The sequence below is a fragment of the Pseudomonas sp. PF05 genome, from assembly GCF_056521845.1.
The window spans coordinates 64,400-77,288 of sequence record NZ_JBWLPW010000007.1; the positions used below are offsets into that span (position 1 = coordinate 64,400).

Annotated in this window: 11 protein-coding genes and 1 pseudogene; 10 read left to right on the forward strand and 2 right to left on the reverse strand. The window is 62.6% G+C overall.

All coding sequences use genetic code 11. The features are described 5' to 3' along the window. Positions 1-32 precede the first annotated feature (32 nt). On the forward strand, positions 33-1,406 hold the full coding sequence (gene ppnN, locus AC09SL_RS13510; protein WP_058542877.1) for a nucleotide 5'-monophosphate nucleosidase PpnN: 1,374 nt from the start codon (positions 33-35) through the stop codon (positions 1,404-1,406). Between the two features lie 162 nt (positions 1,407-1,568). Here the strand turns inward: ppnN and AC09SL_RS13515 are convergent, their stop codons facing one another. Together AC09SL_RS13515 and AC09SL_RS13520 are read right to left on the reverse strand one after the other, a co-directional pair. Then, positions 1,569-2,228: an HAD-IA family hydrolase gene (locus tag AC09SL_RS13515; protein ID WP_058542878.1), complete on the reverse strand. Its 660-nt coding sequence runs from the start codon at positions 2,226-2,228 to the stop codon at positions 1,569-1,571. Between the two features lie 153 nt (positions 2,229-2,381). After that, positions 2,382-3,728 (reverse strand): MATE family efflux transporter, encoded by a 1,347-nt coding sequence (locus AC09SL_RS13520; protein WP_155742079.1) that lies wholly within the window; start codon positions 3,726-3,728, stop codon positions 2,382-2,384. Between the two features lie 717 nt (positions 3,729-4,445). Between AC09SL_RS13520 and AC09SL_RS13525 the strand changes: the two are divergent. From AC09SL_RS13525 to AC09SL_RS13565, 9 genes and pseudogenes are all read left to right on the forward strand, one after another. Then, positions 4,446-5,384 (forward strand): annotated as a pseudogene (locus tag AC09SL_RS13525) (methyl-accepting chemotaxis protein); the annotation flags it as partial. 11 nt (positions 5,385-5,395) lie between these two features. Then, entirely contained in the window at positions 5,396-5,764 is a 369-nt protein-coding gene (locus AC09SL_RS13530) for a response regulator (RefSeq protein WP_003203044.1), read from the forward strand. A 15-nt stretch (positions 5,765-5,779) separates the two neighbouring features. Beyond that, on the forward strand, positions 5,780-6,064 hold the full coding sequence (locus AC09SL_RS13535; RefSeq protein WP_058545928.1) for an STAS domain-containing protein: 285 nt from the start codon (positions 5,780-5,782) through the stop codon (positions 6,062-6,064). A 32-nt stretch (positions 6,065-6,096) separates the two neighbouring features. Continuing rightward, a complete protein-coding gene (locus AC09SL_RS13540; protein ID WP_058545930.1) occupies positions 6,097-8,199 on the forward strand; it encodes a chemotaxis protein CheA in 2,103 nt (700 codons plus the stop codon). 33 nt (positions 8,200-8,232) lie between these two features. Then, a complete protein-coding gene (locus AC09SL_RS13545) occupies positions 8,233-9,891 on the forward strand; it encodes a methyl-accepting chemotaxis protein (protein WP_058545927.1) in 1,659 nt (552 codons plus the stop codon). 39 nt (positions 9,892-9,930) lie between these two features. After that, complete coding sequence (locus tag AC09SL_RS13550) at positions 9,931-10,467, forward strand: chemotaxis protein CheW (RefSeq protein ID WP_058545926.1); 537 nt, start codon at positions 9,931-9,933, stop codon at positions 10,465-10,467. Beyond that, positions 10,464-11,300: a CheR family methyltransferase gene (locus tag AC09SL_RS13555; protein ID WP_058545925.1), complete on the forward strand. Its 837-nt coding sequence runs from the start codon at positions 10,464-10,466 to the stop codon at positions 11,298-11,300. Before AC09SL_RS13550 ends, AC09SL_RS13555 begins: the two co-directional genes overlap by 4 nt. Beyond that, positions 11,297-11,794 (forward strand): chemoreceptor glutamine deamidase CheD, encoded by a 498-nt coding sequence (gene cheD / locus AC09SL_RS13560; protein ID WP_058545924.1) that lies wholly within the window; start codon positions 11,297-11,299, stop codon positions 11,792-11,794. Before AC09SL_RS13555 ends, cheD begins: the two co-directional genes overlap by 4 nt. A gap of 2 nt (positions 11,795-11,796) precedes the next feature. Further along, entirely contained in the window at positions 11,797-12,870 is a 1,074-nt protein-coding gene (locus AC09SL_RS13565) for a protein-glutamate methylesterase/protein-glutamine glutaminase (RefSeq protein ID WP_058545923.1), read from the forward strand. Positions 12,871-12,889: the final 19 nt, after the last annotated feature.

The window sequence follows — 12,889 nt, forward strand, 5'->3', positions numbered from 1 at the left end:
GTGTGCATGGCATCGTTTTCAAGGAAAGCTGAATGACTCAAAGACATGTAATCAACGCCTCGGTGAGCCCCAAGGGCAGCCTGGAGACTTTGTCCCAGCGCGAAGTCCAGCAACTGAGCGAAGCCGGCTCCGGCAGCATCTACGACCTCTTCCGCCAGTGCGCCCTGGCCATCCTCAACACCGGCGCCCATGTTGATAACGCCAAGACCATCCTGGAAGCCTACAAGGACTTCGAGATTCGTATTCACCAGCAGGACCGGGGCGTGCGCCTGGAGTTGTTGAACGCGCCGGCCGATGCGTTCGTCGACGGCGAAATGATCGCCAGCACCCGGGAGATGCTGTTCAGCGCCCTGCGCGACATCGTCTACACCGAGAACGAGCTGGACAGCCAGCGCATCGACCTCAGCTCGTCCCAGGGCATCAGCGACTACGTGTTCCACCTGCTGCGCAACGCCCGCACCTTGCGTCCAGGCGTGGAGCCAAAAATCGTCGTGTGCTGGGGCGGTCACTCGATCAACACCGAAGAATACAAATACACCAAGAAGGTCGGCCACGAATTGGGCCTGCGCAGCCTGGACATCTGCACCGGCTGCGGCCCGGGCGTGATGAAAGGCCCGATGAAAGGCGCCACCATTGCCCACGCCAAGCAGCGCATCCATGGCGGTCGCTACCTGGGCCTGACGGAGCCGGGCATCATCGCCGCCGAGGCGCCGAACCCGATCGTCAATGAACTGGTGATCCTGCCGGACATCGAGAAACGCCTGGAAGCCTTCGTGCGTGTCGGCCACGGCATCATCATCTTCCCGGGTGGCGCTGGCACGGCGGAAGAGTTCCTCTACCTGTTGGGCATCCTGATGCACCCGGCCAACCAGGACCTGCCGTTCCCGGTGGTTCTCACCGGGCCGAAAAGCGCCGCGCCATACCTCGATCAGTTGCATGCGTTTGTCGGTGCAACCCTGGGCGAGGCCGCGCAGCAGCACTATCAGATCATCATCGACGACCCGGCCGAAGTGGCGCGGCAGATGACCCAGGGGCTCAAGGAGGTCAAGCAGTTCCGCCGCGAACGCAACGACGCCTTCCACTTCAACTGGCTGCTGAAGATCGACGAGGGCTTCCAGCGCCCGTTCGACCCGACCCACGCCAACATGGCCAGCCTGGGCCTGAGCCGCGACCTGCCCGCCCACGAACTGGCCGCCAACCTGCGCCGGGCGTTCTCGGGCATCGTGGCCGGTAACGTCAAGGACAAGGGCATCCGCCTGATCGAAGAACACGGCCCGTACGAAATCCACGGGGACACCGCCATCATGGAACCCCTCGACCGCCTGCTCCAGGCCTTCGTCGCCCAGCACCGCATGAAACTGCCAGGTGGCGCGGCGTATGTGCCGTGCTATCGCGTGGTGACCTGACCGGTTCAAAGACCACCGCAGATCCCCTGTGGGAGCAAAGCTTGCTCGCGATAGCGGTTTTAAAGCCAACAGAGGTGTTGTCTGTGACGACGCTATCGCGAGCAAGCTTTGCTCCCACAGGCGCGCTCCCACAGGGGATTGTGTGGTTAGGGGATTGTGTGCTTACTGAATCCGCATCAGCCCGGCTTCATCCACTTCAATGCCTAGCCCAAGGTAATCCTTGACCTGCGGATGAAGGGTGGCCACCGGGTGCGCATGTGTCGCCGTCACCACCAGCACATCCGCCTCGGCCGCCTCGCCTGCCCGGATGCCCGCCTCGGCGTCTTCAAACACCAGGCATTCTTGCGGTGCCACTTGCAAGCGTTCGGCGGCCAGGCGATAGCAGGCGGGGTTGGGCTTGCCATCGCTTACGTCTTCGGCCGTGACCATGACCAAAGGGCGTGGAATTCCAGCGGCTTCCATACGGCGCAAGGCCAATGCCATGGGCGCCGAAGTGACAATCGCCCAGCGCTCTGGCGGCAGGCTGTTCAGAAAGGCCTGCGCACCGGGTACCTGCACCACCCCTTCGACGTCTTCGATTTCCTCCCGGGTGATCTGCTCGGCCTCGGCCTGGGCATCCACCCCCGGCAGGTGCTGGCGGGCGATGGTGTCGATGGCGCGCACGCCATGGATCGTCGGCAGGAACGTCGCCACGTCCACGCCGTGGCGCAGGGCCCAACGCGTCCAGATCCGCTCGGCGGCGGCGATGGAATTGAGCAGTGTGCCGTCCATGTCGAACAGGAAGGCGCGGTAGGCAATGTGGGTGGGGCGACTGGCAGGCATCGGATCCTCGGTGGCGGCGTGGCGGGTGATGGTGACTGTAACATCGCCAGGCTCCAATCCCCTGTGGGATCAAGCTTTGCTCCCACAGGCTTGGCCCTCAGCTCACCCACTGCTCACCCACAGGGGATTTGCGTTGTGTCAGAAAACTCTGGTCTACACAAGGCGCTCGATCGGCTGATGCTGCCAAACCCGCTTGTAATACAGCGTCTGCAACAGCAGCATGCTCAAGTAGGCCACCGGGAACGCCATCCACACCCCTTGCAGCCCGAAGTGGGCGTCCAGCAGATACGCCGCCGGCAGTTGCACGGCGACGATGCAGAAGATCGAGATGGCAACCGGCACCAGCACCGTGCCGCTGGCGCGCATGATGCCGCCGACGATCGCCTGGAAGCCGAACACCAGCAGGCTCCAGAGCATGATGTGCAGCAGGTGTTCGGCCTGGACCCGTGCCGCCGGGTCGGTGATGAACAGCCCCAGCAGCCAATGGGACAACAGATACCCCAGGACCACCAGCCCGCCCGTAAGCCAGAGGTTGATCGCAAGCCCCGTGCGCAGGATCGGCCCCAGGCGTTCCAGGCGTCCGGCACCGATGGCCTGGGCGCCGAGGATCGAGGCGGTGATGGCGATCGATAGCGCTGGAAACTGCACGTAGTTGACGATCTGCGTCACCGCGCCGTAGGCCGCCGTGGCCTGGGAACCATGGCTATTGACCAGCGTCAGGATGACCAGCTCGGACAATGAGATCACCACCATCTGCAACCCTGTGGGCAAGCCAATGCGCAGCACTTTGCCAAGAATTTCCGTGTCCAGGCGCATCGCCGCGAACAACGCCCGGTCCGGTGCCAGGGCATGCTCGCGACGGTTCAGGCGCCACGCCAGCAAGGCCATGGCCGAGGCCGTCCCCACCAAGCCCGCCAGCGCCGCGCTCTGGATGCCCATCTGCGGCATCCCCAACCAGCCACGAATCAACGCCGGCGTGAGCAGCAGACCGACACTGGTGGACACCAGCAGTGCCAACATCGGTGACACCGTATCGCTCACTCCGCGCAGCAGTTGGGTGAACAGCACGAATACCAGCAGCATCGGCAAAATCCACATCATGACCCGGGCATAGGAAACGGCATCCTCCAGCACATCGGCCGGCGTGCCGAGCCCCTGCAACGCCTGACGCGCAAAGACACTGCCGAGCACCGCCGCCACCAGGCCGATGATGGCCCCCAACAACAACGTCGAACCGGCAATCGCCTTCACCGTGCCGGTTTCTCCGGCGCCGTAGGCCTGCCCGATCAACACCCCCGCGCCCGCGCCGAGGCCAATCACCAATGCGATAAAGAAAAACACGATGGGAAACATGCCCGACACCGCCGCCAAGGCCTGGGTACCGAGCATCTGGCCGATGTAGATGCTGTTGAACGTGCCGGACATGGACTGCAGGAAGTTGGACAGGACCATGGGGGCCAGGAACAGGAGATAGGTTTTCCAGAGGGGCTGGGTGGGCATGGGGGCTCTGATGGCAGGTTCGAAAATCCGGGTGACGGTAATTTAGCGCAATCCATGGATTCTGTTTCAGAAGATGTCCGTTTGTGGCAAGGGAACTTGGTCCCGCGGGGCTGCGCAGGGGCTGTAGGAGCTGTCGAGTGCAACGAGGCTGCGATCTCTGCTCAGACACTTGAGTTTCAAGTGAATGATCAAAGGATCAAGATCAAAAGATCGCAGGCTTCGCCAGCTCCTACAGAGCCCAGCGCGAGGCTTATACCTTCGTCGGGTGCATTCGACATTTCACAGACAGCGTCTAACCTGAAATAGCACAGTGCCACTAACTGTGCAGGTCAATGCCTATGCCGGAATCGGACAGCCGGTCTTAAAGTCCGAGTAGGGGTCGCAGATAACCAGTTATTCGCAAATAACCTGTTAGCAACACTGTTCAAGGACCGAACCATGACGTCGTATTCTCACGGTCATTCCCTTTCCCAAACACAACCACGCATTCTCTGGAGTGCCGTGCTGGTGGCCATTGCCGCGAGCATTGGCGTGCTGGCGCTCAACGGCGCGAATGGGCAAAACATTGGCTTGAGCGTGGCAATCCTGGCCGTTGGCCTCGGTGCTGGCGTATGGGGTGCGCGCTCGCAACGTCGGCAGTTCGACAGTGCCATCGCCGCTGCCATGACCCGCCACGACCTGCAAGCCGCCGAGCACCTGGTTCATAAAACCAGCGGGCAACTCAATGAAGTCATCCTCGGAGCCATGCCGATCTGGGCCAAGCAGGTCGAAAGCTCCCGGCAGCAGACCGAAACCGCAATCGTCTCGCTGACCAGCCGCTTCACCGGCATTTCTTCGCGCCTGGAAGAAACCGTGCAAGCCTCGCAACTGGCCGCCGGTGAGTTGGCCGGCAGCAGCAGTGGCGGCGCCGTGCAGGTGCTGGCCCAGAGCGAAGGCGAACTGGTCAAGGTCATCGATTCCCTCAAAGCCACCCAGGCCAGCCGCGATCAAACCCTGGCCCAGGTGCGCAACCTCACGGCCTATACTGGCGAGCTGCGGACCATGGCCGCCGATGTCGCGGCGATTGCCGCGCAAACCAACCTGCTGGCCCTCAACGCCGCCATCGAAGCCGCCCGTGCCGGCGAAGCCGGGCGCGGGTTTGCCGTGGTGGCCGACGCCGTGCGCAGTCTCTCGAGCAAGTCCAGCGAAACCGGCCAGCAGATGTCGGCCAAGGTCGACATCATCAACACCGCCATCACCCAACTGGTGCAGGCCGCGTCCAGCGGCGCGGACCAGGACAGCCATTCGGTCAGTGCCTCCGAACAAAGCATCCAGCAAGTGCTGGAGCGCTTCAAGAGTGTCACCGGCCGCTTGGCCGACTCGGCCGACATGCTGCAGCGCGAGAGCTTCGGTATTCGCGATGAACTCACCGAGGTGCTGGTCAGCCTGCAATTCCAGGATCGGGTCAGCCAGATCCTCAGCCACGTGCGCGACAACATCGAGGACCTGCATGTGCACATGCAGCAGGCCAGTCAGTCGCCCGAACAGGCTGTTTCCATCGACGCCCGCCAATGGCTGGCGCGCATGGAAACCACTTACGCCACCGACGAGCAACGCCGCAATCACCACGGCGACTCGGGCGCGCAACAGACTTCACAGGAAATTACCTTCTTTTAGGAGCGCCATTCATGGCTAAAAGTGTATTGGTTGTCGACGACTCCGCGAGCGTTCGGCAGGTGGTCGGCATCGCGTTGAAAAGTGCCGGCTATGACGTGATCGAAGCCAGCGACGGCAAGGACGCGCTGGGCAAGCTCAATGGCCAGAAAGTGCACCTGATCATCAGTGACGTGAACATGCCCAACATGGACGGCATCACCTTCGTCAAGGAGGTCAAGAAGCTGGCCAGCTACAAGTTCACGCCGATCATCATGCTCACCACCGAATCCCAGGAATCGAAGAAACAGGAAGGCCAGGCCGCCGGGGCCAAGGCTTGGGTGGTCAAGCCGTTCCAGCCGGCGCAAATGCTGGCGGCGGTATCCAAGCTGATTCTTCCTTGATGGCCGGAGGCTCCCATGCCGTTGCAATACGAAACACACGATGACACCGCCCAGGTGCACATCGACGGCGAGCTGACGATCTACACCGCCGCCGACCTGGCCGCGCAATGGTTGCCGCACCTGGGTGCAACACCGCGGATGGCCCTTGACCTGTCACAGATCACCGAGATGGACGGCGCCGGCCTGCAACTGTTGCTGATGGTGCAACGCGAGGCCGCCAAGGCCGGGACCCAATTGACACTGATCGGCCAAAGCAAGGCCGTCACGCAAACACTTGCCCTGTGCAACCTGGTTGCCTAGCAATACGTCGGACCACGACAAAGGATATGAGCGTGAGCATCAATCTCGATCAGGCACAACAGACTTTCATCGTCGAGGCACGGGAACAGTTGCAAGCGATGGAAGAGTCGCTGCTGCAACTGGAAACCGACCCCGGCGACGATGACGCCATCGGCGCGATCTTCCGGGCAGCCCACACGATCAAGGGCTCGGCCGGGCTGTTCGGCCTGGAACCGATCGTCAGCTTCACCCACATCGTCGAAGACGTGCTCGACCGCCTGCGCAACGGCAGCGTCGAAGTGGACGCCGGCCTGATCGCGGTGCTGCTCAAGTCCAGCGATCACATGCTGGAACTGATCAATGTGGCCGCCAACCAGGGCGGATCGCTGCCACCACCGGCCCTGCAGCGGGAAGTGGAGCTGTGCCAGATCCTGCAGGAGTACCAGGCGCCCTCGCCGACCGCGGACCCGACGCCAACCCCTGAAACCAAAACCAGCGAACCCGGCGAAACGCGCCTCTGGCACATCTCCCTGCGCTTCGGCCAGGACGTGTTCCGCAACGGCATGGACCCGCTGTCGTTCCTGCGCTATCTGCAAACCCTGGGTGAAATCGTCGACCTCACCACCTTGACCGACGCCCTGCCCGCCGCCGATGCCTGGGACGCCGAATCCTGCTACCTGGGCTTCGACATCGCGTTTCGCTCGGCCGCCAGCCACGGGGCGATCAACGAAGTGTTCGATTTCGTCCGGGAAGACTGCGAGATCGAGATCGTTGCCCAGGATGACGACATTGCGCCCCCGGCCAACACCGACCTGGTTGCCACGGCGCCGGAACAGGCCGAGGAAAGCACCGCGTTGGTCGCCACCGGCGAGTTGTTGTCCGACCAGCGCAAGACGCCGCGCATGCCCGCCCAGATCGCCAGCGACAAACAGACGGTGACCAGCGACAGCAAGGCCAAGGACGGCACCTACGTGCGCGTCAATGCCGACAAGCTCGACGAGCTGATCAACCTGGTGGGCGAACTGGTCATCGCCAGCGCCGGCGCCAGCCTGCTGGCCCGCACCTGCAACAACGATCCGTTGCAGGAATCCACCTCGACGGTGTCGTCACTGGTGGAGGAAATCCTCGACGGCGCCCTGCGCTTGCGCATGATCCCCATCGGCGAAACCTTCAACCGCTTCCGTCGCGTGGTGCGCGATGTCAGCCAGGAATTGGGCAAGGACATCGACCTGATCATCAGCGGTGCGGAGACCGAGCTGGACAAGACCGTGGTGGAAAAAATCGGCGATCCGCTCATGCATCTGCTGCGCAACGCCATGGACCACGGCATTGAAACCGCCGAGGCGCGGCTGGCGGCCGGCAAACCGGCCAAGGGGCACCTGCACCTCAACGCCTATCACGACTCGGGCAGCATCGTGCTGGAAATCGCCGACGACGGCGCCGGCCTGAACCGCGACCGGATCCTGGAAAAAGCCCAGGAACGTGGCCTGGTGACGCCCGGCGCGAGCCCGACCGACCAGGAAATCTACAACCTGATCTTCGAACCTGGCTTCTCCACCGCCCAGGCCGTGACCAACCTTTCGGGGCGTGGCGTGGGCATGGACGTGGTCAAGCGCAACATCACCCTGCTGCGCGGCACCGTCGACCTGGACAGCCAACCCGGCAAGGGCACCGTGGTGCGTATCCGCCTGCCGCTGACCCTGGCGATCATCAATGGTTTTTTGGTGGGCATCGGTCAGTCGACCTATGTCATTCCGCTGGACATGGTCCAGGAATGCATCGAACTGAGCGAAGACGACGGACTCACCAGCCGCGACCAAGGCTACCTCGACCTGCGCGGCGAGGTGCTGCCGCTGGTCTACCTGCGCGATCACTTCAGCCACGAAGGCCCGGCCGCGCGCCGGCAGAACGTGGTGGTGGTGCGCTTCGCCGAACTCAAGGCCGGGCTGGTGGTGGATGACTTGCTGGGTGAATTCCAGACCGTGATCAAACCACTGGGCAAGCTGTTTGGTGCCCTTCGCGGCATCAGTGGCTCGACCATCCTGGGCAGTGGCGCCGTGGCGTTGATTCTCGACGTACCGGCGCTGCTTACCCAGATCGCCCAAGTGGAAAACCGCTACACATCGACTCAACTACAACAAACCAACGCTCGCTGACGCTTTAGCAATTCCATGGAGAGGTACTTCCCAATGAAATGGTTCTACGATCTTAGAATCGCCACCAAACTGATCACTTCATTTCTTGTGGTGCTGGCGCTGACAGCCGTCATGGGTGTGTTCTCGATCATCCAACTGGGCCAGGTGAACGGCACCACCATCGATATCCGGGAAAACTGGATGCCGTCCATGCGTGCCGCCTCAGGCATGCGTTTCTACGGGGCGAACTATCGCCTCAAGGAAAACCGCCACATCACCGCCGACTCCGAACAGGAGCGCGTCACTATCGAGCAAGAAGCGGAAGAAGCCAGGAAGGGTTTTGAAACGCGCCTGGCGACCTATGAAAAACTGCTCTCCAGCGCAGAAGATCGCCAGCTGTTCGAAACCACTCGCAATGATTGGGTCGCTTACCTGGCGGTAAGCAAAGACCTGCTTGCACTTTCCCGACAGAACCTGTCCGAGCAAGCCCATGCACTGCTCAAGGGCGAATCCAGGCGTCAATTCGACCTGGTAGCCGCCGACCTGCAGAAACTCGTCGAAATCAATGCCGCCGGGGCCGACGTGGCCAGTGCCCATGGCACGGAACTGTATGAGAATGCGCGCCTGTCGATCATCGCCGTATTGGTTGCCGCCCTGCTGGTGGGCCTGGGCCTGGCCTTGTTCATCTCGCGGATTATCTCTCGCCCCTTGAAACAGGCCGCCGCCGTCGCCGAACAATTGGCCGAAGGCAACCTGAACGCGAAAATCGAGAGCGGCTCCAAGGACGAAACCGGCATGGTGCTCAACGCCATGCAGAACATGGTCGGCAAGCTCTCGCACATCATCGGCGAAGTGCGTAACGCCGCCGACAACCTGGCCAGCGCCTCCGAAGAAGTCAGCGCCACCGCGCAATCGATGAGCCAGGCCACCAGCGAACAAGCGGCCAGCGTCGAGGAAACCAGTGCCTCCATCGAGCAGATGAGCGCCAGCATCAACCAGAACACCGAGAACGCCAAGGTCACCGATGGCATGGCCAGCAAGGCCGCCAAGGAAGCCACCGACGGCGGCGAATCGGTGCAGCAGACCGTGGTGGCGATGAAGAAAATCGCCCAGCGCATCAGCATCATCGACGACATCGCCTACCAGACCAACCTGCTGGCGCTCAACGCCGCCATCGAAGCCGCCCGCGCCGGTGAACACGGCAAAGGTTTCGCGGTGGTGGCCGCCGAAGTGCGCAAGCTGGCCGAACGCAGCCAGGTGGCCGCCCAGGAAATCGGCGAGCTGTCGTCCAGCAGCGTCGATATGGCGGAAAAGGCCGGGAGCCTGCTCAACGAGATGGTCCCGTCGATCAACAAGACCTCGGACCTGGTGCAGGAAATCAGCGCCGCCTCCGAAGAACAGGCCGCCGGTGTGGCGCAGATCAATACCGCCATGACCCAGCTCAACCAGGTGACCCAGCAAAACGCCTCCAGCAGCGAAGAACTGGCCGCCACCGCCGAGGAAATGAGCAGCCAGGCCGAGCAACTGCAACAGGCCATGAGCTTCTTCACCCTCGACTCGCCGGCCAAGTCCGCTGTGCAAATTGCCAGGGTTGATAACACCCCGGGTTCCTCCGGCCGCAAACCGGCGCGGGCACCGGCACCGGTCATGCCCAAGGCGTTTGCCTACAACATGGCCAGCGCACCGGACGAATCCGAGTTCACCCGGTTCTGACGGCCCGTCAACACAGGCTCGCTAAAAGGAGATCAAGGCATGGGCGCCATCGCGACCACACGTCAAACCGCCCTCGCGGTCGAGGAAGAAGCGCAATACCTCACGTTTATGCTCGGCACGGAGATGTTTGCCATCGGCATCCTGTGCATCAAGGAAATCATCGAATACGGCAACCTGACCGTGGTGCCGATGATGCCGGCCTTCGTGCGCGGGGTGATCAACCTGCGCGGCGCGGTCGTGCCGGTGGTGGACCTGTCGGCCCGTTTCGGCCGGCCGAATTCGGCGATCAGCCGTCGCAGCTGCGTGGTGATCATCGAGGCAGCCAGCGCCGACGGCCAGGCCCAGGACATTGGCCTGTTGGTGGACACGGTGTCGGCGGTGCTGGAAATCCCGGCCTCGCAGATCGAGCCGCCACCGAGCTTCGGTGCGAAGATCCGCGCCGATTTCATCAGTGGCATGGCCAAGGTCGATGGCAAGTTCGTCATCGTGCTGGAGGTGGACCGCGTGCTGTCCATCGACGAAATGTCCCAACTCGCCGAAGCCAGCCCGAGCGCGCTGGAAGTGGATGCCCAGTGAACGCCGATACCTGCAAGGAACGCACGCTGAACGCGCAGGCGCTCACTGACCGGGAGTTCGGCCAGTTCCAGTCCTGGCTGTACCAGGCCGCCGGCATCAGCCTGTCCGAGGCCAAGAAAGCCCTGGTGGCCGGGCGCTTGTTCAAGCGCCTCAAGCACTATGGGCTGGACAGTTACGGCGAGTATTTCAAACTGATCATGAACGGCCAGCGCACCGATGAGTTGCAGGTAGCGCTGGACCTGTTGACGACCAACGAGACCTACTTTTTTCGCGAGCCCAAGCATTTCGATTTCCTGCGCCAGCACGTATTGCCCCACGCGACACCGGGCAAGACCTTCCGCTTGTGGAGCGCGGCCAGCTCATCGGGGGAAGAACCCTACAGCCTGGCCATGACCCTGGCCGAAGGGCTGGGTACCACGCCTTGGGAAGTCATCGGTTCGGACATCAGCAGCCAGGTGCTGGCCAAGGCGCGCGCTGGGCATTACCCGATGGAACGCGCCCGCACCCTGCCCCATCCGCTGCTGGTGAAATATTGCCTCAAGGGCACCGGCAGCCAGCAAGGCACGTTTCTTATCGACCGGGCATTACGCAACCGGGTCAACTTCATCCAGGTCAACCTCAACGACACCCTGCCGGATCTGGGGGAGTTCGATGTGATTTTCCTGCGCAACGTCATGATCTATTTCGACCAACCCACCAAAAGCAAAGTGGTTGCCCGCTTGCTGCCCCGGCTCAAGCCCGGCGGGTACTTCATCGTCAGCCACTCGGAAAGCCTCAACGGCGTGTCCGATGCGTTGAAACTGGTGGCGCCCTCGATCTACCGCAAACCATGAACGCCGCCATCAAGGAAGTGGCCGAGGTGTACCTGGCGCCAGGTGAGTTTCGCTTCGCCACCTGCCCGACTCGCCTGCGCACGATCCTCGGTTCCTGCGTGGCGATCACGCTGTGGCACCCGGAACGCAGGATCGGCGCCATGTGCCACTTCATGTTGCCCAGCCGGGTGCGCTGCTCCACCGCACTGAACGGCATCTACGCCGACGAAGCCATCGAACTGTTCATCCGCCAGGCCCGGGCCCATCGCACCGAACCCGAGGACTACCAACTCAAGCTGTTCGGCGGCGGCGAGATGTTCCCCGAGCTGCAACGCCACGTGCCCTACGGCGATGTGGCGCGGCTGAACGTCAACGCCGCGCTGGAAATGGCCGCCCTCTATCGCCTCGACCTGATTGCCCAGGACATGGGCAGCACTGGCCATCGCAGCATCATCTTCGACCTTTGCAGCGGTGATGTGTGGGTCAGGCACCAACCTATAAGGACCCGGCACTGACCATGTCAAAAAAGATCAATGTACTGCTGGTGGATGACTCCGCCGTGGTTCGCCAGGTGTTGCTGGCGATCCTCAGCGACACACCGGACATCCACGTCATGGGCGCGGCGGCCGACCCGATTTTCGCCATGGACAAACTGGCCAAGCAATGGCCCGACGTGATCGTGCTGGACGTGGAAATGCCGCGCATGGACGGCATCACCTTCCTGAAAAAAATCATGAGCGAGCGCCCCACACCGGTGGTGATCTGCTCGTCCCTGACGCCCCGGGGCGCGGAAACCACCTTGCAGGCGATGGCCGCCGGCGCGGTGGAAATCATCACCAAACCCACCACCGGCCTGAAGAACTTTCTGTTGGAGTCGGCCCCGGAGCTGGTGTCGGCGATCCGTGCCGCCGCCCAGGTCAACGTGCGCAACCTGGGCAAGCGTCCCGCCCCGATCGCGCTGACACCCGCGACCAAACTCACCGCCGACGCCATGCTGCCCGCCGCCAACGGCCACGCCATGGCGCAGACCACCGAACGCATCGTCGCCCTGGGCACCTCCACCGGCGGTACCCAGGCCCTGGAAGCGGTGCTCACCGCCCTGCCCCGGGTGTGCCCGGGCATCGTCATCGTCCAGCACATGCCGGAAAAATTCACCGCCTCGTTTGCCGCCCGGCTCAACAGCCTGTGCCAGATCGAAGTGCGCGAAGCCCGCAACAACGACCGCATCCACCCCGGCCTGGCGCTCATTGCACCGGGCGGCAAACACATGATGGTGACCCGCAGCGGCGCGTTCTATCACGTGCAGGTGGTGGACGGCCCGCTGGTCAACCGCCATCGCCCTTCGGTGGATGTGTTGTTTCGCTCAGTCGCCAAATTCGCCGGCCGCAACGCCACCGGCATCATCATGACCGGCATGGGCGACGACGGTGCCCGAGGCCTGAAGGAAATGCTCGACGCCGGCAGCACCACCGTGGCCCAGGACGAAGCCAGCTGCGTGGTCTTCGGCATGCCCAAGGAAGCGATCAAACTCAACGCCGCACAACGGGTGATGGGGTTGCAGGAGATTGCGCAGGTCATCTTGCATCGATAACAGCCCCTAAGCCCCGTAG